This is a genomic window from Pseudoalteromonas sp. SCSIO 43088, from assembly GCF_023650795.1.
Taxonomy (GTDB): Bacteria; Pseudomonadota; Gammaproteobacteria; order Enterobacterales; family Alteromonadaceae; genus Pseudoalteromonas; species Pseudoalteromonas shioyasakiensis.
Genome location: NZ_CP072675.1, coordinates 727,737 through 752,623 on the forward strand (window position 1 = coordinate 727,737; position 24,887 = coordinate 752,623).

The window sequence follows — 24,887 nt, forward strand, 5'->3', positions numbered from 1 at the left end:
GTTTAGACTGTTATATTTCATAATCTATGAGCGATAGACCAAAATCTTGGCCCAAATATATAACCTGTATCAGGGTTCATTTTTTGATAGGTTTCTAAAGCTACCCATCCATAAAAATACCACAATGAGGTTAATATAATAACAAAAATAACTAATTTCCATTTTGTAAAGTTAATAAATGTTAGAGTTTTACTTGAAGTTCGAGCCAGCAGTAGGGCCCATACTATAAATAGTAAAGTTTGTGAAACAGGCATTACATGTACACCTGATAACAGAGAATATATGAGGCCAGAGAGAAAAGAGTAAAGTAGTGCTTTTGACGTACTGTCTTCATTATTCAGTACAAGGTAAGCGACTGCATTTTTAATTGTAAAATAAATAGCTGAAGATAAAAAAGCAAATGCTAAAAAACCCCACTCGTTAGTAACCTCTATGACTGAGGAATGAGGGTGGCTCATTGGTGCTTTTCCCTCTAAAGAGGCTTGAAATACCCCAGGTCCATTACCTATAAAAAATTGTTTCCAGGTAAATTCAGAGATAGTTTGTTGCCAAATGAATAATCTACCTGAAGAGCCTGTTTTTAATGAAACTTCACCAGAGCTAAAAAGTACATTACAGGTGTAATAAGTTAACAAACCTATCAAAAGGCAAAATAATGCAGTTTGGTACTTTTTTCTTTCATGCTTATCAAAAAGCTGAGCTAATAAGAAAACAATAGAAAATGTTAGTAAAGCACCTCTTGCATATCCTATAAATATTAATAGAAAGTTTAAAGTAAGAAAAAAGTATACTACGCGTTTAATATCCTTATATTTCAATAAGAATATAAGCAAAGGTATTATGAAAACTTGGACTTGATTAAAAAATCGTATGTTAATGAAATTCTGATAGATAACAAATGGATTAAGCTTTACTTGGTCAACAATTGAAAAGATTACATTCAAAAAACAAACTAATACAAGAATGCTATGAATGATTGCAATAGAAGCTATAAAATAGGAGGTGGTCTGTTCACTTTCTTCATTTATCACTATGTAAAAAAACATAAATAGGAATAGGAAGTGGATAGTATAAAAAAAACTAAAAATTATTTCATTAGCAAAAGCAGATGAAATAAACCCCATGAGAATGAAAAGAAATACAAATTTGTTTATTGGGGAGGCTAGTAGTAGCTCTTTATCTTTGCTTACCTTAACCAAGAAAAGTATAGAACTTAAAAGTAGTAAAGTTACTTGTAGAAATCTCTGGTGATTATGATAATCAAATGAAAATATCGGAATAAACGGAAGAAGGGTTAATGAAAAATATAAAGTAATAAAAGTTAATGTATAAGGAAGTTTACTCATTATTTAAAGTAAAGCGCCTTTAAAAGGCGCTTTAGTAGATTCATATATTATGAATGAGGGCAGCTCTTAGGAGCTAATTCAGTTGCATCACCAGTTAAACCAGTGGTAGCGCAAGTCCATTCACCTGTAGCCGCTCTAGACCAAGTAATAACAGCCGATGATACTTGAGATGGAGCATTGTCAATAGTACAAACAATACTACCAGTACCATCAGATGCTAAGCTAGCAGTGATTGTACAATTTTGAGTAGAAGCATTTTTGATAGCTTTAAGATCTGATACTGAACCAATCGTTTCACCGTTATTAGCGTCAATTTCCATTTCGGTCTTTGCACCAGTAATTTCAGCTAGACCAGCTGTTAATTTTGATGATGCTTGGTAGTCAGAGTATGCTGGAAGAGCTACTGCAGCAAGAATACCGATGATTGCAACTACAATCATTAATTAAATTAGGGTGAAACCCTATTGGTTTTGTTGTGTCATTTGTTCCTCTCCTAAAGGATATGATGATTTAGTAAGTTTAGCTGTAACTTCAGCGTTGTAAAACCATTGCTTAATTTACAGGATAAATCTTACAGTTTTACTTAAAACAACTTTTATTAACGCTTAAATGTTAACAAAGTAGTAAAAACCTTACTGGTTAAGCGTGTATAAATTTACTTTAGCATCAATAAATGTTTTTGGAAGCTATTTTCCTGTTCAGTAAGCAGTTTTTCAGAACTTTCCTACCTTTGTTTGATGTAAAATAAGCTTAGTTACACATATTTGTACTATTTATAGACACCGCATCCTTGCAGGAACTTATTGAATTGATTGCAATCTTGTGTAGGTTCAGGACGTGCGTATACAAAATAGTCAAAAGCGCTAAAAAGATATTGATTTTTTGTTACCGATTCAGGCTTTCTGCGTATTTAATGCTTTTTTTATTTTCTTGTCAACGAATTAGGTAAAACATTAAATACGCATATGGGAAATTTTAGCCGTTAAATCGCATTGAAAGATCGATTGATTGTAAATTTTTTGTAAGTGCGCCACTTGAAATAAAGTCAACACCGGCCTGTGAATAGGCTTTTAAAGTTTCAAGTGTCATGTTGCCTGATACTTCAAGCTTTGCTCGCTTATCTGTAAGCACAACTGCTTGTTGAATCTGCTCTACAGTAAAGTTATCGAGCATGATGATATCAGCTCCCGCAGTGATCGCTTGTTCAAGTTCATCTAGTGATTCTACTTCCACTTCGACTGGCTTGGTAGGGTGGTTGATTTTTGCTTGAGCGACGGCTTTATCAATACCCCCGCAGGCTGCAATGTGGTTTTCTTTAATTAAAAAGGCATCAAAAAGGCCGATACGATGATTCGCGCCACCACCACATTTCACAGCGTATTTTTGTAGCGCACGTAAACCTGGAATTGTTTTACGCGTGTCGAGTAGCTGCGTAGTCGTGCCCTCAAGCTCTTTTACATAATGAGCTGTTGTTGTTGCTGTACCTGAGAGTGTTTGTACAAAGTTAAGGGCAGTGCGCTCTGCGGTTAAAATTGCGCGAGCTGAGCCTGATGCTGTAAATAGTGTACTATTTGCTGCTACTTTGTCGCCGTCATTTACGAGTACTTCAACGTTTACTGTAGGGTCAACTTGCTTAAATACTTCTAAAATAATGTCTTTACCACAAAATACACAGTCTTCACGAGTAATTACTTTGGCATTGGCTAGCTCGTTTTCTGGAATTAGTTGCGCGGTAATATCACCGTCATTTGCGCTTTGGTAATCTAAATCTTCATCAAGGGTGAGTTTTACCAGCTGGCTAATTAAAGTGTGAGGGACTGACATGTCGAAAGCTCATTGTTTATTAATAAATTGGCGAAATTTTACTATGTTTAACCCCTTAATAGAAGACAAAGATCGGCCACAGTAAAGTATCCTTACTCTTACTTTAAGTGATTGAATCAAAGCAACTAGACCCTGAGATTTTAACCCTTTACACTATTTAACTTTATTGTCATCGTTAGTTTTTAATATGCATATAAATGAATTGGGCCAATTAAACAATGTGTTACAAAGGCCCTGTACACATTACGATGAGCGCCCTGAGGGCGAGGTGTCATTACTTGTTATTCATAATATTTCATTGCCTGCTGGGCAGTTCGCAACGCCTTATGTTGATGATTTGTTCATGGGGGCAATTGATTGTACGGCGCACGAAAGCTTTACTGATTTAAAAGGCTTAAGAGTGTCTGCGCATTGCTTTATTCGTCGTACCGGTGAAATTATTCAGTACGTGCCTTTTGAGAAAAGGGCTTGGCACGCCGGTATCTCGACGTTTGAAGGACGAGAGCGCTGTAATGATTTTAGCGTGGGCATTGAGCTTGAAGGTACCGACAACCAAGCGTATACCCAAGCCCAGTATAATGCATTACACTTAGTGACTATGGCGTTGATGGCAAAGTACCCTGAGATAAACCGTTCACGCATTGTTGGCCACTGTGATATTGCACCGGGCAGAAAAACTGACCCTGGTGCGAGTTTTGATTGGCAATACTATTTTGATTTAGTGTTTTAGTTAAAGGATATAGGTAAAAGCATGATCTTAATTTCAATAATTATTGCTTTGGTAATTGAGCGTTTAGGGGCTCGAGCTAACTACTGGCAAATCGGTTTTTATGCCAATACCTACCTTAAGCACTCGCAAAAACAACTCTCAGAAAAAGGCTTATTTAATTCGCCAATTGGTTTTTTGATTTGGTTAATGCTGCCTGTCGTTGCCGCAGGTTTAGTTTATCAACTCTCTGATTTTATTATTTGGCAACTGGCTGTTAATGTTGCTGTACTTTTGGTTTGTTTTGGCTGTGCTAAGCAACGTGCTTTATATAAGTCTTACTTAAATGCGTTAACCCGCAACGATCAAGAAGCGGCAACCCTATTTGCGTTACAAATGGGCCAAAAGAAGACAGAAGATGACCCTCATGGTGAGACTTTTGGCCAAACTTTAGCTTGGTTAAATTTTCGCTTTTATTGTGCAGTTATTTTTTGGTTTGTGGTTTTAGGTGTGCCTGGCGCGGTGCTTTACGCATTAGTTCGTACTTTTGCTGACAAAGTAAGGGATGATCACAGTGTTGCCTATGCTAAGCGTTTTAAACTAGTACATAGCTTACTGTTTTGGCTCGATTGGTTACCAGCTCGGGTTGCAAGCTTTGGTTATTTAGTTATTGGTAACTTTAATAAAGGTACCAGTTGTTGGCTCAAGTATGTGCTCGACTTTTCAGTGAGTAACCGAAAAGTAGTTACGCAAACTGCACTTGCCGCTGAGCAAATTGAGCAGCAACATTTTGGCTGTACTTATGAAGCCACCTGTATGATGAAACTTGTAAAAAGAAATGTATTATTCTTTTTAGTGATCATCGCAGCACTTACTTTATTTGGTGGTTTGGCGTAGCGTGTAAAGTTAGCAAGTTACGAGATGTAGGACTGGCTTTAGCCGGGAATGTGTTTGAGTTAGCAAGTTTCAAGAGTAAAGCTTGTAGGAAAGTTACTAGTCATGAATCTCTGCGGTTGCACTTTGATTGAGTTTTAATTTTTCAGCACTGAAGTGCATCCTACTTCGAATATTTTTCAGCATTCAATTCAACGATGCGGGGTAAACCCGCTGCTACAAAGCTACTCAATTCATCTAACATCTAATACCTGACCACTAATCTAATACCTGACCACTAAAAGTTCTGCCGTTTAATCTGGTCTGACCATTTATTTTTTATTGTTTTTTCCTTCAGAAAAAGCCACTTTAATCCATACTGTTTAATCTTTAGACGAATTACGTTAGGGTGTAACTAGGCGCTGAACGTAGTGAAATTGACAGAAATACGGGTTTTTGATAACGTATGCGACAAATTTGGTATGACCAATTTACCTTTTTGGTCAAAGCACAAGGCTAAATACCCGATATTTATGGGGTTAGCGCATAACAATGCGGACGTTAATAAATGTCTTTAAAGATTAAAGCAGCAAAATTATCTGATGTAATTTTACAACAACTTGAGAATATGATTCTTGAGGGGTCGTTGGCGCCAGGCGAAAAGCTGCCTCCTGAGCGTGAGTTAGCGAAACAATTTGAAGTATCGCGACCTTCACTGCGTGAGGCAATTCAAAAGCTAGAAGCTAAGGGGTTAGTAACGCGTCGCCAAGGTGGTGGAACGTTCGTAAAAAATCAGCTTGAAGAGGGGCTCACTGATCCGCTTTTTGATTTGATTAGTAAGCATCCAGAGTCACAATTTGATTTACTCGAATTTCGTCATGCCCTTGAAGGAATTGCAGCATATTATGCAGCTATGCGCGGCACAACGAATGACTTCAAAAAAGTAAAACAAAGCTTTGACAACATTGCGCTCGTTAATGACGACATTGTGCAAAAAGCAAAAGCAATTAATGCATTTCATTTTAGTGTGGCAGAAGCGTCTCATAACGTTGTACTGCTACATTTAGTACGTGGTATGCAGGCCTTGCTAGAGCAAAATGTATTACAGAATTTAACTGTACTGTTAAAAAAACCACAGATCAGCCAGCAGCTCGCAGAACATAGACGGCTGTTGATGGATGCGGTTATTGAAGGAAACCCAGAGCAAGCACGTCTTGCTAGTAATGCTCACTTAGCCTTTATCGAAGAAGCCTTACTTGAGGCTGGCAAAGAGCATTCGCGGATTGAACGTAGTTTAAGACGCACCAAACAACATTAAGCAAGTGATTAGCTAAGTTTAGTTAACTACTTAATTTAAGATTTATTAAAATAATTAGTATTTTAAACATAAGGAAACCTCCATATGTCTGAAGTCAATAAAATTGACGTAGACGCGCTAGAAACACAAGAGTGGTTACAAGCCCTTGAGTCTGTTGTGCGCGAAGAAGGTGTTGAACGTGCTCAATTCTTACTTGAGCAAGTGTTAGAGCAAGCCCGTTTAGACGGTGTTGATATGCCTACTGGCACAACCACTAACTACGTTAATACCATTCCGGTAGATCAAGAACCTGCTTACCCAGGTGACGTAAACATTGAGCGTCGTATCCGTTCAATCATTCGTTGGAATGCGATCATGATCGTATTACGCGCGTCGAAAAAAGATCTAGACTTAGGCGGCCATATGGCTTCTTACCAGTCTTCAGCTGCATTCTATGAAGTATGTTTTAACCACTTCTTCAAAGCACCAAACGATGTAGATGGTGGTGATTTAGTTTATTACCAAGGTCACATTTCTCCAGGTATCTATGCACGTGCATTTGTTGAAGGTCGTTTAACAGCTGAGCAGCTTGACAACTTCCGTCAAGAAGTTGATGGTAAAGGTCTTCCTTCATACCCACACCCTAAGTTAATGCCTGAATTCTGGCAGTTCCCTACGGTATCAATGGGTCTTGGTCCAATTGCATCAATCTACCAAGCTCGTTTCTTAAAATACCTAGACGGTCGTGGCTTAAAAGACACTAAAAACCAACGTGTATACGCTTTCTTAGGCGATGGTGAAATGGATGAGCCAGAATCACGTGGTGCAATCTCATTCGCTGCACGTGAGAAGCTAGATAACTTATGTTACCTAATCAACTGTAACTTACAGCGTTTAGATGGCCCAGTAATGGGTAACGGTAAGATCATTCAAGAGCTTGAAGGCCTATTCAAAGGTGCAGGCTGGAACGTGATTAAAGTTGTATGGGGTAGTGGTTGGGATATCCTACTTGCTAAAGATACATCAGGTAAATTACTGCAGTTAATGAACGAAACGATTGACGGTGATTACCAAACATATAAAGCAAAAGACGGTGCATATGTTCGTGAGCACTTCTTCGGTCGTTACCCAGAAACAGCAGCACTTGTTGCTGATATGACTGATGAAGAAATCTTCGCACTTAAGCGTGGTGGCCATGAGCCTTCAAAACTTTACGCTGCATTCAAAAAAGCGGAAGAAACCAAAGATCGTCCTACTGTGATCCTAGCTAAAACTGTAAAAGGTTACGGCATGGGTGAAGCGGCTGAAGGTAAAAACATCGCGCACCAAGTTAAGAAAATGGACATGACTCATGTTGAGCACCTACGTTCACGTTTAGGTCTACAAGATTTAGTTTCTGATGAAGAAATTAAAGACTTACCATATCTTACTCTTGAAGAGGGTTCTGAAGAGTACAAGTATCTTCACGCTCGCCGTGAAGCGCTTCAAGGTTACACACCTAAGCGTATTCCTAAGTTTTCTGAAAGCTTAACATTGCCAGAAGTTGACGCGTTTAAGCCACTACTTGAAGAGCAAAAACGTGACATCTCTACAACAATGGGCTTTGTACGTGCACTTAACGTGTTACTAAAAGACAAAGGCATTGGTAAAAACATCGTTCCTATCATCGCTGATGAAGCGCGTACATTTGGTATGGAAGGTTTATTCCGTCAAATCGGTATTTATAACCCACATGGCCAAAACTACACGCCGCAAGACCGTGACATTGTTTCTTACTATAAAGAAGCAACATCAGGTCAGGTACTACAAGAAGGTATCAACGAGTTAGGTGCAATGTCATCATGGGTTGCTGCTGCAACATCATACAGCACTAACGATTTACCAATGATCCCATTCTACATCTACTACTCAATGTTTGGTTTCCAACGTGTAGGTGATATGGCGTGGATGGCCGGTGACCAACAAGCACGTGGTTTCTTACTAGGTGCTACGGCAGGTCGTACTACACTAAACGGTGAAGGTTTACAGCACGAAGATGGTCACAGCCACATTCTTGCTAACACGGTTCCTAACTGTATTTCTTATGATCCGACATTCGCATACGAAGTAGCGGTAATCATGCAAGACGGTATCCGTCGCATGTACGGTGAAGACCAAGAAAACGTGTTCTATTACCTAACGCTAATGAACGAAAACTACCATCAACCGGCAATGCCAGAAGGCGCTGAAGAAGGTATTCGTAAAGGTATCTATAAGCTTGAAACTGTGGCTGGCGATAAAGCGAAAGTACAGTTACTAGGTTCAGGTACTATCATGATTGAAGTGCGTAAAGCGGCACAAATCCTGAGCGAAGAGTATGGTATTGGTTCAGATGTATTCTCTGTAACGTCATTCAATGAGTTAACTCGTGACGGTCAAGACGCTGAGCGTTTCAACATGCTTAATCCAGAAGCAGAGCAAAAGACTGCTTACATCACGGAGGCATTAACTGATGCCGTGACTGTTGCAGCAACAGACTACATGAAGAACTACGCAGAACAAGTTCGTTCATTCGTACCAAGCAGCAACTACAAAGTGTTAGGTACTGATGGTTACGGTCGTTCTGATAGCCGTGAAAACTTACGTCGTCACTTCGAAGTGAATGCTGGTTATGTTGTGGTTGCAACACTATCTGAGCTTGCTAAACGTGGTGAAGTTGAGAAGTCAGTAGTTGTTGAAGCAATCAAGAAATTCGACATCGACACAAACAAAGTTAACCCGCTATACGCATAAGAGGTTCCAATGAGTATTGAAATTAATGTACCAGATATCGGTGGCGATGAAGTTGAAGTAACCGAAATCCTTGTTAGCGTTGGTGATAAGGTTGAGGTTGACCAATCGTTATTAACGGTTGAAGGCGACAAAGCATCAATGGAAGTACCTGCTGCACAAGCAGGTACGGTTAAAGAAATTAAAGTAGCTGAAGGTGATACGGTAACGACGGGTTCACTTATCATGATCTTCGAAGGTGAAGAACAAGCTGCGGCTCCTGCAGAGGCTAAAGAAGATGCGCCAGCTCCAGCAGCTGCGCCTGCAGCTTCTGCTGTGCAGGAAGTAACTGTGCCAGATATCGGTGATGATGAAGTTGAAGTAACTGAAATCATGGTTGCGGTAGGTGACACGGTTGAAGAAGAGCAATCTTTATTAAGCGTTGAAGGCGATAAAGCATCAATGGAAGTACCTGCTCCAATGGCGGGTACGGTTAAAGAGATCAAAATCGCGACTGGCGATAAAGTGAAAACGGGCTCTCTAATCTTCGTTTTTGAAACAGCTTCAAGCGGTTCAGAAGCGCCTGCTGCAGAATCAGCACCAGCTGAAGCAGCGCCGGCAGCAGCGGCATCAAGCACTAAAGAAGTTAACGTGCCTGATATCGGTGGTGACGAAGTTGAAGTAACCGAAGTGATGGTTGCTGTAGGCGACAAGGTTGAAGAAGATCAATCAATCTTAAACGTTGAAGGCGATAAAGCATCAATGGAAGTACCAGCACCATTTGCTGGTACTGTTAAAGAAATCAAAGTAGCTGCTGGGGATAAAGTATCAACTGGCTCACTTATCTTTGTATTTGAAGTAGCGGGTAGTGCACCAGCAGCAGCGGCACCTGCTCCTGCAAAAGCTGAAGCTGAAGCAGCGCCTGCACCTGCAGCAAAAGCGCCTGCGGCTGAAAAGCCAGCATCAGCACCTGCAAGCAACGAAGGTTTTGCAGATAACAAAGCGTATGCACATGCATCGCCTGTTGTTCGTCGTTTAGCGCGTGAGTTTGGTATTAACCTAGCAAACGTAAAAGGCACGGGTCGTAAGAATCGTGTTGTGAAAGAAGACGTACAAAACTACGTGAAAGACCTTGTGAAGAAAGTTGAGTCAGGTCAGCTGTCTTCAGGTAAAGGTAATGCTGGTGGCGGTGAGTTAGGTCTTATCCCTTGGCCTAAGGTTGATTTTGCTAAGTTTGGTGAAATCGAAGAGAAGAAACTTTCTCGTATCCAGAAGTTATCAGGTGCTAACTTACATCGTAACTGGGTGCAAATCCCGCATGTTACACAGTTTGACGAAGCTGATATCACAAGCCTTGAAGCATTCCGTAAAGAGCAAAATGCGCTTGCTGAGAAGAAAAAGCTGGGTGTTAAAATCACACCTCTTGTATTTGTGATGAAAGCAGCTGCGAAAGCATTAGCTGAATTCCCAACGTTTAACTCTTCACTGTCTGAAGACGGCGAAAGCTTAATCTTGAAGAAATACATCAATATCGGTGTTGCAGTTGATACGCCAAATGGTCTAGTTGTTCCAGTGTTCAAAGATGTTGATAAGAAAGGCATCATTGAACTTTCTCGTGAGTTAATGGATATTTCTAAGAAAGCACGTGACGGCAAGCTAACTTCATCTGATATGCAAGGCGGTTGTTTCACAATCTCAAGCCTTGGTGGTATCGGTGGTACAGCGTTCACGCCAATTGTGAATGCGCCAGAAGTTGCTATCTTGGGTGTATCTAAGTCAGAAATGAAACCTAAGTGGAATGGCAAAGAGTTTGAACCTAAATTAATGGTTCCATTATCAATGTCATACGACCATAGGGTTATTGACGGTGCACTAGCAGCACGCTTTACTGTGACGCTAGCAAGCTACATGAGCGATATTCGTCAATTGGTGATGTAATCGTCTCATAATTTATAAGAATCAAATCCCAGCAAGTTGTTTTTTGCTGGGATTTTTACCATTGGCAATGATACAATCTTTGCCATAGAACAATCTTGGTATAGATATCTGCTCTCCCTTTCTGCCTTGCAGAAACATGGCAGTTAAACTTAGGGGCAGTGTCCCGTTCAAACATTTAAGGTAATAGCATGAGCAACGAATTAAAAACTCAAGTTGTTGTACTAGGCGGTGGTCCTGGTGGTTATTCTGCGGCTTTCCGTGCTGCTGACTTGGGCTTAGAAGTTACACTGGTAGAATCTCGCAACACATTAGGCGGTGTATGTCTAAATGTGGGTTGTATTCCTTCAAAAGCACTTTTACACGTAGCTAAAGTGATTGATGACGCAGCTGAAATGTCATCTCACGGCGTTACTTTTGGCAAGCCTGAAATCGACCTAGACAAAATCCGTGATTGGAAAGAGTCTGTAATCGGTCAACTAACTGGCGGCCTAGACGGCATGGCTAAAATGCGTAAAGTGAAAGTAGTTAGCGGCTACGGTAAATTCACTGGCAGCAACACACTTGCTGTTGAAGGTGAAGACGGTACAACAACAATCACTTTTGACAATGCTATTATTGCAGCGGGTTCTCAACCTGTTAACTTACCTTTCATCCCTGAAGATGACCGTGTAATTGACTCAACTGGTGCGCTAGAGCTTAAAGACGTTCCTGAGAAGCTACTAGTTTTAGGTGGTGGTATCATCGGTCTTGAAATGGGTACTGTATACCGTGCACTAGGTTCTGAAATCGACGTAGTTGAGTTTGCTGATCAATTAGTACCAGCAGCTGATAAAGACGTTATCAAGATCTACCAAAAATACGTTAAGAACAAGTTCAACGTAATGCTTTCTACTAAAGTTGTTGGCGTTGAAGCGAAAGAAGACGGTCTATACGTTTCATTCGAAGGCAAAAACGCACCAGCTGACGCAGTACGTTACGACAAAGTACTTGTTGCTGTTGGTCGTACACCTAACGGTAAATTACTTGACGCTGATAAAGCAGGCGTTAACGTTGATGAGCGCGGTTTCATCAATGTTGATAAGCAGCTTAAAACAAACGTTGATCACATCTTCGCTATCGGTGATATCGTTGGTCAACCAATGCTTGCGCACAAAGCGGTTCACGAAGCTCACGTTGCTGCAGAAGTTATCTCTGGTCAGAAACACTTCTTCGATCCTAAGTGCATTCCTTCAATCGCATACACAGATCCAGAAATCGCATGGGTTGGTGTAACTGAGAAAGAAGCAAAAGAGCAAGGCTTAAGCATCGAAACTGCTGTATTCCCTTGGGCTGCTTCTGGCCGTGCAATTGCTTCAGCACGTACTGAAGGTCAAACTAAGCTAATCTTCGATAAAGACTCTGGTCGTGTTATCGGTGGTGCTATGGTTGGTATCAACGCAGGTGAAATGCTAGGTGAAATCGGCTTAGCAGTTGAAATGGGCGCAGACGGTGAAGACCTAGCGTTAACTATTCACGCTCACCCAACATTAAACGAATCAATCGGTCTAGCTGCTGAAATCTTCGAAGGTTCAATCACTGACCTTCCAAACAAAAAAGCAGTTAAAAAGAAGTAAGTTCTTTTGACTAATCTTTTTAAAAACCCAGCCCCGGCTGGGTTTTTTGTTTTTAACAATAAGCTTTTTAGAGGTTAGATATCAGATGTCAGACGTTAGTTGATCGAGAGAGTGGTTTTATTTTTTGTAATTGAACAAAAGCGTGTCATACATGAAATGAATTATACTTGTTTAACCACTAACCACTAACCACTAACCACTAACCACTAACCACTAACCACTAACCACTAACCACTAACCACTTTGATTAATATCTATTCCCCATATTTTTAGCTACAATACGCGCCGTTTAATTTTCTGGTAAATACGCAGTGGCTACTATCTCAAATAATTCAGTGTTAATGCTTCGTGCTCAGCAAATGACTGAGTCTCGTCGTGAATTTAAAGCGCGAGGAGCAAAGCTAACGCGTTGTGAGCGTTGTTTATTAGCGGAACACTATTGTATTTGTGAAGGCGTTGAGCAAGCTCAGTGTGATGCCGCGGTCTGTTTACTTATGTACCATAATGAGAGTTTTAAGCCGTCAAATACTGGCCGTTTAATTGCTGAAATCGTGCCAGATAACCATGCCTTTAAGTGGGATAGAACAAATCCAGATGAAGCCTTATTAAGCTTGTTGGCAAATCCTCAGTATCAGCCTATGGTTATTTTTCCTGCCAGCGATGTTGACGACGAAGAGCGCGTGATCACCGAAGTAACTCCTGTTGAAGGTAAGCGTCCTTTGTTTATCTTTTTAGATGGGACTTGGCGCGAAGCAAAGAAAATGATCCGTAAAAGCCCTTATCTAGATAATTTTCCTGTGCTTTCAATTACGCCTGAAAAGCTATCTGATTATCGATTACGTGTTGCTCCGCATGAGCATCAGTTAGGCACCGCTGAGGTGGCTATTATGGTACTTGCCCTTGCGGGTGAAGACGAGGCTACACAAAAGCTTGAGCAACATTTTATTAAGTTTAGAGATGCTTATCTGCTAGGTAAGCGTAATAAGGGACGCCCAGAGCAATAACTCTTTACTAAATTTTAGGCAAAAGAAAAGCGCGTACTATCTCTAGTCGCGCTTGCGGAATCTTCTTAATTTTTTGCATCCTGCAATTGAATCTAATCAACTCCCTAAACTTTGCCAATCCATGCGATTACACTTTACTTATTGGTTCTGTGCAATATAAGGCAATCCCGCCTTGTTTCCTTGTTAGTCCTTTACATCCATGCTGGTAATTACTTTACCACTCCCTTACGTGCCATCCTGACACTATCCCTCTGTTTGCAAATCCATTGCGATGCCCTAACGGCCTGTCCTTTATTCCACTTTTTGAACTTCCTGTATAACAACGTCCTGTTGTCATGCCATTCCACATCATCCTGATGTTGTCCGTAGGTTGTCACTCCATTGCGTTACTCTTCCTGAGCCTGTCCTTGATTCCTTATTCTCCTAATGAACCTTATTCCGCGGTATTATGAGTAATGCTTCCTTATCCATCTACTCATTAAGCTTCTTGCTTAGTTGATGTAAGTAATTATAGAGAAATGGGCGAAGCTGAGTAGGTCAAAATCTTACTTAATCTGCTGGTTATTTTATTGTCATTTAAAAGATGTTTTTGTATTTCAAGTGCTTATGTTATTTTGTGCAGTGTTTGCTGGTGGTTTTTACTCAATAACTGCCATGTGGGTGAGATATGTCTTACATGCAAATTCCTAAATGGCAGTTAGGTTGATTGAAATATAAGTTTAAACGGGTGCACTTTGCCCTAACTCTAGGTAAAATATTTTGATAATTGTTACTATTTAGGTGCTATAAAATGAAGAAAACAGCCTTAGTATTACTTAGCGCATTATTAAGCGCGCCTACATTCGCTGCAGATGTAGTAAATATTTACTCGTTTCGTCAACCATTCTTAATTCAGCCTATTTTGGATGATTTCACTAAGCAAACAGGTATTAAAACTAATGTGGTTTTTGCCAAAAAAGGTTTGATTGAGCGTGTAAAGCGTGAAGGTAAGCACAGTAAGGCTGATTTAGTATTAACCTCAAATTTTAGTGCGCTGATTCAATTAGAAGATTTAGGCTTAACGCAATCAATTAATAGTGATGTGGTTAATGCGAATGTGCCAAGCACTTTTCGTGATGCCGACGGTCAATGGATAGCACTTACTAAACGTGTACGTAATGTTTACTCTGCAAAAGAGCGTGTTGGTGCACTTGCTGAATTAACTTACGAGGATTTAGCCGATCCAAAATACAAAGGTAAGATCTGCACTCGATCTGGTAAACACCCTTACAATTTAGGTTTAGTTGCTTCTATGGTTGCTCACCATGGCGAAGCAAAAACTAAGCAATGGCTTGAGGGCGTAAAAGCCAATTTAGCACGTAAGCCGCAAGGTAATGACAGAGCGCAAGTCAAAACCGTAAAAGAAGGTTTATGCGATCTGGCGTTAGGCAACAGCTATTATTTTGGCAAAATGATGCAAGATGAGCAGCAAAAATCATGGGCTGAAGCGGTTTATATTAACTTCCCTAACCAAACAAACCGTGGCTCTCATATCAATGTATCGGGCGTTGTTATGACCCGTTATGCTAAAAACCCTGAAAATGCCTTGAAACTGGTTGAGTATATGACCGACAATAAGGCGCAAAATATGTATGCTTCAGTTAATATGGAATACCCCGTAAAGCAAGGGGTTGCATTATCTGAGATGGTTGCATCATGGGGTGAGTTTAAAGAAGATAGCCTTCCTCTTGATGAGATCAGCAAATATCGCCCTGTGGCACTGAAGCTGATTGACGAAGTAAAGTTTGATTTATAACGAGGATATTTCTCGTAACACATTTTTATAAAAGCTGTTTTTTAACAGCTTTTATTTTATCTGGTATTAATCCACTTATGCATGTGAAGTTTTCGCTGTCGCGTTGGCAGCTTATAGCCTGGCTTATTGGCCTGTTGCTTGTTACGCCATTAGGCTTTTTACTATTTGAATCTCTGCAAGGAGATTCAGATGTATTTCAGCACCTTTTCGATACTGTGCTGTGGGATTATACCCGTAATACTCTCATACTCATTGCAGGGGTAGGGCTGCTGAGCTGTGTAATAGCATTGCCGTTAGCTTGGTTAACTGCATATTGTGAGTTTCCTGGGCGTAAGCAATTTGAATGGGCATTAATGCTGCCATTAGCAATGCCAACTTATCTAATCGCCTATGTGTATACCGACTTGCTTGATTACGCTGGGCCAGTACAAATCGCCCTTCGAGACTGGTTTGGTTGGCAGTCACCAGACGATTACTGGTTTTTTGATATTCGTACATTATCTGGGGCTATTATTATGATTGCCTTGGTACTCTATCCTTACTTATTCCTTATTTTTAAAACGGCACTCAGAGAGCAGTCTTTTAAACTAGTACAAGCTAGTCAACTGATGGGTCTATCACCATTACAAAGCTTTTTACGCGTTAGTTTGCCTCTTGGTCGTGGGGCGATTGTGGCAGGGGTTACATTAATCAGTATGGAGGCCATGGCTGATTTTGCTACCGTCAATTACTTTGCTGTAAGTACGCTCACTACCGCTGTATACGATACGTGGCTTGGCTATTACTCATTAACGGCAGCGGCGAAAATTTCAGGTATCATGTTATTGATTTTGTTTTTAACCATTATGGTTGAACGCTTTAGTCGTCGCAATCAAGCTGTGTATGAACGTCAGTCAAGCGTTAACAGTGCAACCTTGTATCGCTTAAAAGGCAGTGCCGCATGGGCTGCAAGCTTGGCTTGCACAGTTGTGCTGGTATTGGCTTTTATCCTACCGGTTGGGGTGTTAGTTAAATACGCCATTGTCTATGCAGATGAAGCATGGAATGGGGCATTTTTTAATTACGCTTGGCAAAGTTTTAAAGTGGCTGTTGTGGTGAGCATTGCAACTATCCTATTGAGCTTATTGGTATTGTTTTATCAGCGCATTGCGAAACAAGCTTACCCTTTGATCCCAGGACGTTTAGCAAGTACTGGCTACGCCTTACCTGGTACTGTGTTAGCTATTGCCGTATTACTACCATTAACTCAGCTGGATGATGCGTTAAACAATTGGCTTGAGCCTTTTGGTTTATCACCAGGATTACTTTTGAGCGGCACTTTATTTGCGATGATTTTTGCTTATGTTGTACGTTTTTATGCGATTGCGCATGGCGCGCTTGAAAGCAGTTTTTTACGTATTAGCCCATCGCTAGATATGGCCAGTCAATCAATGGGCAAAGGGCCCTTACAAACCCTTTGGCGAGTACATTTACCGCTATTAAAACGCGGCATTTTAACAGCTGGCTTGTTAGTGTTTATTGAATGCATGAAAGAGTTACCTGCGGCTTTATTACTCAGACCTTTTAATTTTGAAACCCTGGCAACTCATGTTTTTCAATATGTTAGTGATGAGCAATTGGAGCTTGCGTCAATTTCAGCCTTGTTTATCGTGTTAGTTGGGTTAATCCCTTTGTATTTCGTTAATCGTTCGATGGAGCAAAATCACTCATGAGTCATTTGATAATTAAAGACTTAGCTTATCAGTACAATGCGACTCAAGTGTTGAGTGAACTAAACCTCAATGTTGAACAAGATGAAATCGTCTGTTTGCTTGGCGCAAGTGGCTGCGGCAAAACTACTACCTTAAAGGCAATTGCCGGAATTTTACAACCTGAGCAAGGCTATATGAGTATTGATTCAAAAGTGGTCAACGATAGTGGGCTGTTTGTTGCACCGGAAAAACGTAATATTGGCATGATGTTCCAAGACTATGCGTTGTTTCCTCATTTAACGGTAAGCGACAACATTGCGTTTGGCCTAAGCAATATGAGTAAAGCGCAAAAGCGCGAGCGTGTAGATGAAATGCTTAGCCTTGTTAAACTCGATGGTTGTGCACAGCGATATCCGCATCAGCTTTCTGGTGGACAGCAGCAACGAGTGGCAATAGCCCGTGCACTTGCTTACAAACCAAGTTTATTACTACTTGATGAGCCATTTTCGAATATTGATACACAAGTGCGTTTTGAGCTTATTGCCGATATACGTCGCATTATTAAAGATCAGCAGGTTTCTGCGGTATTTGTTACCCACTCGAAGGAAGAAGCTTTCGCGTTTGCCGACACGCTTGCGGTTATGCATGGTGGAAAAATCGCCCAACAAGGCTCTCCTGAGCAGTTATTTAGCCAACCTAACTCAAAGGTGGTTGCAGAGTTTCTTGGTACGGGCATATACTTAACGGCAAAAGTATTAACGCCAACTGAATATGAGACGGCGTTTGGTGTGGTTCACTCTTTGACGGCGAACAATGCAGATTGTCAGCAAGGCCAAGTGTATATAAGGCCGCATCATATTCAGTTGTGTGAAGCTGCGCACAGTGACGCAAACAGTTTAACTATCTTGCACAGGCGCTTTATCGGTACGCGTTATGTTTATCGTATCAATATTGCAGGGCAAGAGTGTGAAGTTGCTGCAGAGCAAGACCGCGTGTTAGCTGTTGAGCAGCCTGTAAAAATAAAAATAATGCCGCACACAGTCAATTTTTTTCATGATTAGTAATAAATAACAATCTTGAATCCTTGGCTTTGTGCAAATAACGAGAAGCTAAGGATTCACTATGGCGCAAGCGCAATCTGGGATTTGTGCTGAAGCAAACTTACATGGTTTGCACCTGTTTTTTAATGTTTACGATGGCCATGATGAGTCATTACGTAAAAAACTAAAACGCGTTAGCGTCATTCAAGATGAGTTTGCTGATCAGTTCTCAGAAGCCATGCTATCGTGTGTGGTTGCCCTTGGCGCTCAGTATTGGCCGCATATTCTGCCCGAGTTTATCCCAAGCCAATTGCAAAGCTTTCCGAATGTGACTCATAGTGAGCATGTGATTAGTGCGCAGCCATTTGACTTGTTTGTGCAAATTCGTTCAGACCGTGAAGATGTAAACCATCTATTTGCTCTGCAAATTCTAAAATTATTAACACCGGATGTTGAGCTGGTGGAGCAGGTCCGTAATTTTCGGTTTTTAGATGGACGTGATTTTAACGGCTTCATTTATGCAGGCGATACACCCCATGGCCGTCAAAAACGTAGTACAGCACTTATCGATAAACCGGGTCACTTTGAAGACCAAGGCAGTTATATTCATGTTCAGCGCTTTGTGCATGATTTGAGTGTCTGGCAGCATTTATCGTTGTCTGAGCAAGAGCAAATCATGGGGCGCACGCGTCTAGATAATACCTTGATTGTGCCTGCTGTAGAAACCAGTCATGCGGTTCGTAGTGAATTAAAAGATGAGCATGGCCAGCCACTTTTGCTAAACCAAAGCATGCCATTTGGTGATGTGCATAAGCAGGGAATTTTAATGGTTTCGTGTGCTGCGCAAGGGGATGCGTTTGAGCAGGTATTAAAGAGTCGCTTGGGGCAGGGCGATTGCTATGATCATTGGCTCGATTTTACTCAAGCCGATATGGGATCTGCGTTTTTCGCCCCGTCTGTAAACTTCTTAAAGCAACTTTAAACGGTATCGAATAAAGTGCGTACGCGATCAAGCGTTACATCAATTTCAGAAATCTTCGCAGGGGCGATAAAAATAGTGTCGTCGCCTGCAATGGTACCTAGTACGCCATCTGCTTTACCGAGTGAATCAAGTAAACGAGCAATTAATTGTGCTGCGCCTGGACTGGTGCGAATAATAATCATCATTTCGTTATGCATAATATCAATAACAAGCTGACGCAGTGGGCTTTTCGCTGTTGGCACACCCATTTCAGCCGGTAAACAATAGACCATTTCTTGTTTTGCATTACGAGTACGTACTGCACCGAACTTGCTTAACATGCGAGAGACTTTACTTTGACTAATATTATCAAAGCCTTGCTCTTTTAATGCTTCGACAATCTCACCTTGTGAGCCGAAGTTTTCTTCTTTTAATAGCGCTTTAAACGCTTTGATCAGTGCTTCTTGTTTGTCTTGTGGTTGCATGTTGCCGTTTCTTTATTCATAAAATGTAGGGTAATTCTACACAACTCTGCATATTTATGCAGTATTAGTTTACAAAGTCGTCCAAAATGCTGTGTCTTTACAGCCAAGTTTACAACTATGGTCGAAATTATACGCGAAATAAGCAGGATAAATTTGTTTTTAGTCGCTAATTTCATTATCTTTAGAGCCACAAATATTTCCTACCTCAAATTACGGAGAATTCCAATGAAAGTTGCTGTTTTAGGCGCAGCTGGCGGTATCGGCCAAGCATTGTCTTTATTATTAAAAACAAGTTTACCTGCAGGTTCTGAATTATCGTTATACGATGTTGCCCCTGTTGTTCCTGGTGTAGCGGTTGATCTTTCTCACATCCCAACAGACGTTAAAGTTGAAGGCTTTGGTGCTGACAGCCTAGACGCAGCATTAGCTGGTTGTGATATCGTTCTTATCCCAGCGGGTATGCCACGTAAGCCAGGCATGGACCGTGCGGACCTTTTCAACGTAAACGCAGGTATCATCAAAACATTAGCTGAAGGCATCGTTAAAAACTGTCCTAAAGCGTTAGTAGGTATCATCACTAACCCAGTAAACGGCACTGTGCCAATCGTTGCTGAAGTATTCAAAAAAGCGGGTACTTACGATGCTAACCGTGTATTCGGTATCACAACGCTTGACGTCATCCGTTCAGAAGCATTTGTTGCTGAACTTAAAGGTTTAAGCGCAACTGATGTTAAAGTTCCAGTGATCGGCGGTCACTCAGGTACTACAATTCTTCCTCTTCTATCTCAAGTTGAAGGTGTTACTTTCACTGACGAAGAAGTTGCAGCATTAACTCCACGTATCCAAAACGCTGGTACTGAAGTTGTTAACGCTAAAGCGGGTGGCGGTTCAGCGACTCTTTCAATGGGTGCTGCTGCAGCACGCTTCTGTATGTCTTTAGTTAAAGGCTTACAAGGTGAAGAAGTAGTTGATTACGCATACGTTGCAGTTGAAAACGGTGACGCAGCATACTTCGCACATCCAGTTCGTCTAGGTAAAAACGGCGTTGAAGAAATCCTTTCTTACGGTGAGTTAAGTGCATTCGAAGAGCAAGCTAAAAACGACATGCTAGCTACACTTAACAAAGACATCCAAGAAGGTGTTGATTTCATCAACGGTTAATTCCGACAGATGATAGGCGGTTTTTTAAATCGCCGAAAACAAAAAAGCCTGCAAATGCAGGCTTTTTTAATGGCTCGAATAAATAGCGTTTAGTGATCGCGGGCAACGGCGATGCGTGCCAAACTCTCTAAGGCTTGTTTGTACGGTGTGTCTGGTAAGAACGCAATACAAGCAATTGCTTTGTCAGCTTCTTGCTCAGCTTTTTGCATTGCAAACTCAAGGGCCTTAGTGTCAGCTAATGCTGCTAGAATGCTCTCTAAGTGCTCCATACCATTACCAAGCTCAATTGCTTCGCGTACTAGCTTAACTTGCTCTGGTGTGCCTTTTTGCATTGCGTAGATAAGCGGTAGGGTAGGTTTACCTTCAGCTAAATCATCGCCAATGTTTTTACCAAGTTGCTCGGCATCAGCATTGTAATCTAGAACATCATCCACTAATTGGAATGCAGTGCCAAGATGCATACCGTATAAGTTTAATGCTTCAAGGGTTTGTTCGTCTTGCTCGGTAATAATTGCAGCAAGGCCGGTTGCAGCTTCGAACAATTTTGCCGTTTTGCTGTAAATAACCTGCATATAGCTTTGTTCTGTGGTGTCAGGGTCATTACAATTCATTAGCTGTAATACTTCACCTTCAGCGATGACATTGGTTGCATCAGCTAAAATTTGCATGATTGGCATTTTACCTAGGCCAACCATAAGCTGAAATGAACGTGTATAGATAAAGTCACCCACCAAAACGCTCGCTGCATTACCAAACTCTGCGTTGGCTGTAGGCGTACCACGGCGCAAATGTGACTCGTCGACAACGTCGTCATGCAATAAAGTTGCGGTATGAATAAATTCGATGATAGTGGCAAGCGTAATATGGTCTTTGCCCTCATAACCAAGTGCTTTTGCCGCTAAAATGGCCAACATAGGACGAACGCGTTTACCGCCACTGTTTACTATGTATAAACCGAGTTGGTTAACCAATGCGACATCTGAGCGCATTTGGGCATGTATAAGTTGATTGACGTCATCCATTTCATTTTCGATTAACGTCTGGATAGCTTTTATATCCATTGATCTCCGAGCCAATATTTATGGGTATACGGGGCTGATTGTACAACAAAAAAAGCGCTTGCTCGATATTTTGTGATGATTCAGTAAAAAAACACTGTAAAGTTTTTTATTTGAGATCAATTTTGCCTAGATAAATTTATAGTCTTGATTAATAAGTGATCAGCTTTTTGAATTTTCAAGGTGCGTATTATTAGCGTAATTTAATTGTCATGAGATCGTAAAAACCGCTTGGCATGTGGTGTTTTTAGGATAGAATAGGGGAAAATATTGAATTGCTCTCAATGCAGCTATTTTTTATTCATTTTATCGAAAAAGAGGCTTGCTAGTTTTTGCACATTAGCGTAAACTTCGCGCCCTATTGAAGAATATTTTAGTTGCGTCGATTTGAGGGCGCACAGACGGAGTTAATTATGTACGCGGTTTTCCAAAGTGGTGGTAAACAGCACCGTGTGACTGAAGGTCAAACAATTCGTCTTGAGAAATTAGACGTTGAAACTGGTGCAGCAGTTGAATTTGATTCAGTACTTTTAGTTGCTGATGGTGAGAAAATCGAGATCGGTGTACCGTTCGTAAACGGTGGTAAAGTAACAGCTGAGGTTGTTTCACACGGTCGCGGTGAGAAAGTTAAGATTGTTAAATTTAGACGTCGTAAGCATTCTCGTAAGCAAATGGGCCATCGTCAATGGTTCACTGAAGTTAAAATCACTGGCATTAGCGCTTAATTAGAGGTACTGAGAAATGGCACATAAAAAAGCAGCTGGTAGTACTCGTAACGGTCGCGATTCAGAAAGCAAACGCCTAGGTGTTAAGCGTTTTGGTGGCGAATCAGTTCTAGCGGGTAGCATCATTGTTCGTCAACGTGGTACTCGTTTCCACGCTGGCGCAAACGTAGGTATCGGTAAAGACCACACTATCTTCGCAAAAGCAGATGGTAAAGTTCAATTCGAACAGAAAGGTCCTTTAAACCGTAAATACGTAAATATCGTAGCTGAGTAATCATCTCGATATTTGAAAAACCCCGCCTTTGCGGGGTTTTTTGTTTTAAGGCTCATAAATATATACCTAAGCGCCTTGGCATTGGGTGCTGAATAAGGCACTTAGGTATATAATAGAGTTATTAACAAGCCAATCTTAAAGTGAGTAATCATGAAGTTTGTAGATGAAGTAGAAATTCGTTGTGACGCGGGTGATGGCGGCAGCGGTGTCGTATCTTTCCGACGTGAAAAATATGTACCAGATGGCGGTCCTGATGGCGGCGACGGCGGCGATGGCGGCAGCGTTTATCTACAAGCCGATGAAAACTTAAATACGTTAATTGATTACCAATTTGAGCGTTTTCATAAAGCAGAGCGCGGCACAAATGGCCAAAGCCGTAACATGACTGGTAAAAAAGGCGCTGATTTAACGCTTAAGGTGCCTGTTGGTACACGTATCATTGATGTTGATACTGAAGAGTCATTAGGTGATTTAACCCAGCATGGTCAAAAGGTTGTTGTTGCAAAAGGTGGTTTCCATGGCTTGGGGAACGCACGTTTTAAATCAAGTACAAACCGTGCGCCACGTCAAAAAACACTAGGTACACCTGGTGAAGTTCGCAGCTTACGCTTAGAGCTAATGCTACTTGCTGATGTTGGCTTACTTGGTTTACCAAATGCTGGTAAATCAACGTTTATCCGCAGTGTTTCTGCAGCTAAACCAAAAGTGGCAGATTACCCGTTTACGACGCTTATTCCTAATCTTGGTGTAGTACGCCCAGATGCGAATAAGTCATTTGTAATTGCTGATATTCCAGGTCTAATCGAAGGGGCTTCAGATGGTGCAGGCCTTGGTATTCGCTTCTTAAAGCACTTAGAGCGTTGTCGTGTATTACTGCATATCATTGATGTTATGCCTGTTGATGGCACAAATCCGGTTGATAATGCCTTTGCGATTATTAATGAGCTACACCAATATAGTCCTAAGCTTGCTGAAAAGCCGCGCTGGTTAGTATTTAACAAAATTGACCTATTACCAGAAGATGAAGCTGAAGCGCTGTGTAATGAAATTGCCGAAGAGCTAGGTGAAGAGGTTAATGTTTACCGTATCTCTGCAGCAAATAAGCAAAATACTCAAGCACTATGTCATGACATTATGGCGCTACTTGATAGTATGCCGAAAGAGAAATTCGCTGAAGAAGAGAAAGAAGAAGTTGAATTTAAGTGGGATACTTATCATCAGAAAGCAACATCTCAAGACGATGATGATTGGGATGACGACTGGGATGATGATGACTACGATGTAGAAGTTATCTACCAACGATAAAATTTTAAAACTGAAAAGGAGCCATGCGCTCCTTTTTTATTAATAAGAAAAAAGTATTAAGGTTTAGTGTGAAAATTTCAATGATTGCTGCTATGGCAAATAACCGAGTAATTGGCCAAGACAACCAAATGCCATGGCATTTACCCGCCGATCTGCAACACTTTAAAAAAGTAACCATGGCAAAGCCTGTGATCATGGGCCGTAAAACATTTGAATCAATAGGTCGGCCTTTACCAGGTCGTCAAAATATTATTATCACGCGTAATGCTGATTACACAGCTGAAGGTATTGAGGTGGTTACTTCACCAGAGGCTGCGCTGGAATTGGTTGCTGATGTTGAAGAAGTAATGATTATAGGTGGCGGAAATATATACGAACAATTTCTATCTCAAGCAGATCGTCTATACTTAACATTCATCGACCTTGAAGTGGCCGGTGATACGCAGTTTCCAGATTACGAAAGTGTTGCTAATTGGACAGTTGCCGAGCAAGAAAAGCATCAGCCTGATAACAAAAACCCTTACTCGTATACTTTTGTAACCCTGTATAAAAACTCGTAACATTATTGCGGTAAAATTAATTAGTTGGTACAATATTACACAATCTTGGTAAGAAGAAAGTATTACATAAGGGCAAAATATGATGAAGTTACCAAATATGTTACTTGCAGCGGCTGTTGTTTCAGCGTCAGTTGCGTATACAGCACCAGCAAATAGCTGATGATCAATTAGCGGTTTCTATCTGTGAGTACATCGCAGCTGATGATAAAAACCGTTTACGTAGTAAGCTTAAAAGCTCACGTGTGAAAATTCGTAACATCTTTGATGCTGTAAAATGTAACGGCAACAATATGCTTCGTCATGCAATTGAAAGCGGCGCTGCGGATGCTGGTGAATACATCGTTAAGAACTTATCTAAAAGCTCTTTAGCAGACGGTGCAGACATCGCATGGGCAGAATCAAACGGCCACGGTGGTTCTCCACTAATCGCTGTTATTAAAGACCGCGCAGGCCTTTAATTGAAACGCCAATAGAATTTAAGAA

General features: G+C 41.0%; 21 protein-coding genes and 1 pseudogene. 17 read left to right on the forward strand and 5 right to left on the reverse strand.

The genetic code is table 11. From position 1 onward, the window contains the following. Positions 1-17: 17 nt before the first annotated feature. From J8Z28_RS03365 to nadC, 3 genes are all read right to left on the reverse strand, one after another. Positions 18-1,346: an O-antigen ligase family protein gene (locus J8Z28_RS03365; protein ID WP_055197644.1), complete on the reverse strand. Its 1,329-nt coding sequence runs from the start codon at positions 1,344-1,346 to the stop codon at positions 18-20. A 47-nt stretch (positions 1,347-1,393) separates the two neighbouring features. Next, positions 1,394-1,786, reverse strand: coding sequence for a pilin (locus J8Z28_RS03370; protein WP_250659895.1), 393 nt, complete (start codon positions 1,784-1,786; stop codon positions 1,394-1,396). A gap of 535 nt (positions 1,787-2,321) precedes the next feature. After that, the gene (nadC, locus tag J8Z28_RS03375) at positions 2,322-3,170 is read right to left on the reverse strand and encodes a carboxylating nicotinate-nucleotide diphosphorylase (RefSeq protein WP_250659896.1); all 849 of its coding nucleotides are present in this window, start codon (positions 3,168-3,170) and stop codon (positions 2,322-2,324) included. A 187-nt stretch (positions 3,171-3,357) separates the two neighbouring features. Between nadC and ampD the strand changes: the two genes are divergently transcribed. The 11 genes from ampD (at position 3,358) to J8Z28_RS03430 (ending at position 18,857) form a co-directional block, all read left to right on the forward strand. After that, the gene (ampD, locus tag J8Z28_RS03380; protein ID WP_054562787.1) at positions 3,358-3,900 is read left to right on the forward strand and encodes a 1,6-anhydro-N-acetylmuramyl-L-alanine amidase AmpD; all 543 of its coding nucleotides are present in this window, start codon (positions 3,358-3,360) and stop codon (positions 3,898-3,900) included. 21 nt (positions 3,901-3,921) lie between these two features. After that, complete coding sequence (gene ampE / locus J8Z28_RS03385; RefSeq protein WP_054562786.1) at positions 3,922-4,773, forward strand: beta-lactamase regulator AmpE; 852 nt, start codon at positions 3,922-3,924, stop codon at positions 4,771-4,773. A gap of 544 nt (positions 4,774-5,317) precedes the next feature. Then, a complete protein-coding gene (gene pdhR / locus J8Z28_RS03390; protein WP_036965924.1) occupies positions 5,318-6,067 on the forward strand; it encodes a pyruvate dehydrogenase complex transcriptional repressor PdhR in 750 nt (249 codons plus the stop codon). 84 nt (positions 6,068-6,151) lie between these two features. Then, a complete protein-coding gene (aceE, locus tag J8Z28_RS03395; protein ID WP_055197650.1) occupies positions 6,152-8,818 on the forward strand; it encodes a pyruvate dehydrogenase (acetyl-transferring), homodimeric type in 2,667 nt (888 codons plus the stop codon). Between the two features lie 9 nt (positions 8,819-8,827). Further along, positions 8,828-10,732, forward strand: a complete 1,905-nt coding sequence (aceF, locus tag J8Z28_RS03400; RefSeq protein WP_250659897.1) for a pyruvate dehydrogenase complex dihydrolipoyllysine-residue acetyltransferase — start codon at positions 8,828-8,830, stop codon at positions 10,730-10,732. A 188-nt stretch (positions 10,733-10,920) separates the two neighbouring features. Then, complete coding sequence (gene lpdA, locus J8Z28_RS03405) at positions 10,921-12,345, forward strand: dihydrolipoyl dehydrogenase (protein ID WP_054562783.1); 1,425 nt, start codon at positions 10,921-10,923, stop codon at positions 12,343-12,345. A gap of 341 nt (positions 12,346-12,686) precedes the next feature. Further along, on the forward strand, positions 12,687-13,349 hold the full coding sequence (locus tag J8Z28_RS03410) for a tRNA-uridine aminocarboxypropyltransferase (protein WP_055197840.1): 663 nt from the start codon (positions 12,687-12,689) through the stop codon (positions 13,347-13,349). Positions 13,350-14,139: 790 nt separating this feature from the next. Then, complete coding sequence (locus J8Z28_RS03415; RefSeq protein ID WP_250659898.1) at positions 14,140-15,144, forward strand: Fe(3+) ABC transporter substrate-binding protein; 1,005 nt, start codon at positions 14,140-14,142, stop codon at positions 15,142-15,144. Positions 15,145-15,221: 77 nt separating this feature from the next. Further along, positions 15,222-16,856 carry an ABC transporter permease gene (locus J8Z28_RS03420; protein ID WP_054562781.1) on the forward strand — a complete coding sequence of 545 codons (1,635 nt, stop codon included), beginning with the start codon at positions 15,222-15,224 and terminating at the stop codon, positions 16,854-16,856. Beyond that, complete coding sequence (locus tag J8Z28_RS03425; protein ID WP_054562780.1) at positions 16,853-17,896, forward strand: ABC transporter ATP-binding protein; 1,044 nt, start codon at positions 16,853-16,855, stop codon at positions 17,894-17,896. The genes J8Z28_RS03420 and J8Z28_RS03425 overlap by 4 nt, the downstream gene beginning before the upstream one ends. A gap of 61 nt (positions 17,897-17,957) precedes the next feature. Further along, the gene (locus J8Z28_RS03430) at positions 17,958-18,857 is read left to right on the forward strand and encodes a Dyp-type peroxidase (protein ID WP_054562779.1); all 900 of its coding nucleotides are present in this window, start codon (positions 17,958-17,960) and stop codon (positions 18,855-18,857) included. On the opposite strand, the gene argR is transcribed toward J8Z28_RS03430, so the two are convergent. Continuing rightward, positions 18,854-19,321, reverse strand: a complete 468-nt coding sequence (argR, locus tag J8Z28_RS03435; protein WP_054551012.1) for a transcriptional regulator ArgR — start codon at positions 19,319-19,321, stop codon at positions 18,854-18,856. The two genes, J8Z28_RS03430 and argR, sit on opposite strands and share 4 nt — an antisense overlap. A gap of 225 nt (positions 19,322-19,546) precedes the next feature. On the opposite strand from argR, the gene mdh reads away from it, so the two are divergent. Beyond that, a complete protein-coding gene (gene mdh, locus J8Z28_RS03440; protein WP_054562778.1) occupies positions 19,547-20,482 on the forward strand; it encodes a malate dehydrogenase in 936 nt (311 codons plus the stop codon). A gap of 89 nt (positions 20,483-20,571) precedes the next feature. Here the strand turns inward: mdh and ispB are convergent, their stop codons facing one another. Then, entirely contained in the window at positions 20,572-21,543 is a 972-nt protein-coding gene (gene ispB / locus J8Z28_RS03445; RefSeq protein WP_248529289.1) for an octaprenyl diphosphate synthase, read from the reverse strand. Positions 21,544-21,953: 410 nt separating this feature from the next. On the opposite strand from ispB, the gene rplU reads away from it, so the two are divergent. The 5 genes and pseudogenes from rplU to J8Z28_RS03470 all read left to right on the forward strand — a co-directional run bounded on the left by rplU (position 21,954) and on the right by J8Z28_RS03470 (position 24,862). Beyond that, entirely contained in the window at positions 21,954-22,265 is a 312-nt protein-coding gene (rplU, locus tag J8Z28_RS03450) for a 50S ribosomal protein L21 (RefSeq protein WP_036965957.1), read from the forward strand. Between the two features lie 16 nt (positions 22,266-22,281). Then, a complete protein-coding gene (gene rpmA, locus J8Z28_RS03455) occupies positions 22,282-22,539 on the forward strand; it encodes a 50S ribosomal protein L27 (RefSeq protein ID WP_054551015.1) in 258 nt (85 codons plus the stop codon). A 150-nt stretch (positions 22,540-22,689) separates the two neighbouring features. Continuing rightward, complete coding sequence (cgtA, locus tag J8Z28_RS03460) at positions 22,690-23,844, forward strand: Obg family GTPase CgtA (RefSeq protein ID WP_054562776.1); 1,155 nt, start codon at positions 22,690-22,692, stop codon at positions 23,842-23,844. A gap of 80 nt (positions 23,845-23,924) precedes the next feature. Further along, positions 23,925-24,404 carry a type 3 dihydrofolate reductase gene (folA, locus tag J8Z28_RS03465; RefSeq protein WP_082401652.1) on the forward strand — a complete coding sequence of 160 codons (480 nt, stop codon included), beginning with the start codon at positions 23,925-23,927 and terminating at the stop codon, positions 24,402-24,404. A gap of 79 nt (positions 24,405-24,483) precedes the next feature. Beyond that, a pseudogene (locus J8Z28_RS03470) lies at positions 24,484-24,862 on the forward strand (DUF3718 domain-containing protein). The last annotated feature ends 25 nt before the right edge of the window (positions 24,863-24,887 follow it).

Excerpts from the sequence above, each read along its gene's own strand:
- ampD (WP_054562787.1), top strand. The coding sequence starts at position 3,358 with ATGCATATAAATGAATTGGGCCAATTAAACAATGTGTTACAAAGGCCC.
- nadC (WP_250659896.1), bottom strand. The coding sequence starts at position 3,170 with ATGTCAGTCCCTCACACTTTAATTAGCCAGCTGGTAAAACTCACCCTT.
- argR (WP_054551012.1), bottom strand. The coding sequence starts at position 19,321 with ATGCAACCACAAGACAAACAAGAAGCACTGATCAAAGCGTTTAAAGCG.
- J8Z28_RS03420 (WP_054562781.1), top strand. The coding sequence starts at position 15,222 with ATGCATGTGAAGTTTTCGCTGTCGCGTTGGCAGCTTATAGCCTGGCTT.
- J8Z28_RS03410 (WP_055197840.1), top strand. The coding sequence starts at position 12,687 with ATGCTTCGTGCTCAGCAAATGACTGAGTCTCGTCGTGAATTTAAAGCG.
- mdh (WP_054562778.1), top strand. The coding sequence starts at position 19,547 with ATGAAAGTTGCTGTTTTAGGCGCAGCTGGCGGTATCGGCCAAGCATTG.
- aceE (WP_055197650.1), top strand. The coding sequence starts at position 6,152 with ATGTCTGAAGTCAATAAAATTGACGTAGACGCGCTAGAAACACAAGAG.
- lpdA (WP_054562783.1), top strand. The coding sequence starts at position 10,921 with ATGAGCAACGAATTAAAAACTCAAGTTGTTGTACTAGGCGGTGGTCCT.
- aceF (WP_250659897.1), top strand. The coding sequence starts at position 8,828 with ATGAGTATTGAAATTAATGTACCAGATATCGGTGGCGATGAAGTTGAA.
- pdhR (WP_036965924.1), top strand. The coding sequence starts at position 5,318 with ATGTCTTTAAAGATTAAAGCAGCAAAATTATCTGATGTAATTTTACAA.
- rpmA (WP_054551015.1), top strand. The coding sequence starts at position 22,282 with ATGGCACATAAAAAAGCAGCTGGTAGTACTCGTAACGGTCGCGATTCA.
- J8Z28_RS03370 (WP_250659895.1), bottom strand. The coding sequence starts at position 1,786 with ATGATTGTAGTTGCAATCATCGGTATTCTTGCTGCAGTAGCTCTTCCA.
- J8Z28_RS03430 (WP_054562779.1), top strand. The coding sequence starts at position 17,958 with ATGGCGCAAGCGCAATCTGGGATTTGTGCTGAAGCAAACTTACATGGT.
- cgtA (WP_054562776.1), top strand. The coding sequence starts at position 22,690 with ATGAAGTTTGTAGATGAAGTAGAAATTCGTTGTGACGCGGGTGATGGC.
- J8Z28_RS03425 (WP_054562780.1), top strand. The coding sequence starts at position 16,853 with ATGAGTCATTTGATAATTAAAGACTTAGCTTATCAGTACAATGCGACT.
- J8Z28_RS03415 (WP_250659898.1), top strand. The coding sequence starts at position 14,140 with ATGAAGAAAACAGCCTTAGTATTACTTAGCGCATTATTAAGCGCGCCT.
- ampE (WP_054562786.1), top strand. The coding sequence starts at position 3,922 with ATGATCTTAATTTCAATAATTATTGCTTTGGTAATTGAGCGTTTAGGG.
- rplU (WP_036965957.1), top strand. The coding sequence starts at position 21,954 with ATGTACGCGGTTTTCCAAAGTGGTGGTAAACAGCACCGTGTGACTGAA.
- ispB (WP_248529289.1), bottom strand. The coding sequence starts at position 21,543 with ATGGATATAAAAGCTATCCAGACGTTAATCGAAAATGAAATGGATGAC.
- folA (WP_082401652.1), top strand. The coding sequence starts at position 23,925 with ATGATTGCTGCTATGGCAAATAACCGAGTAATTGGCCAAGACAACCAA.
- J8Z28_RS03365 (WP_055197644.1), bottom strand. The coding sequence starts at position 1,346 with ATGAGTAAACTTCCTTATACATTAACTTTTATTACTTTATATTTTTCA.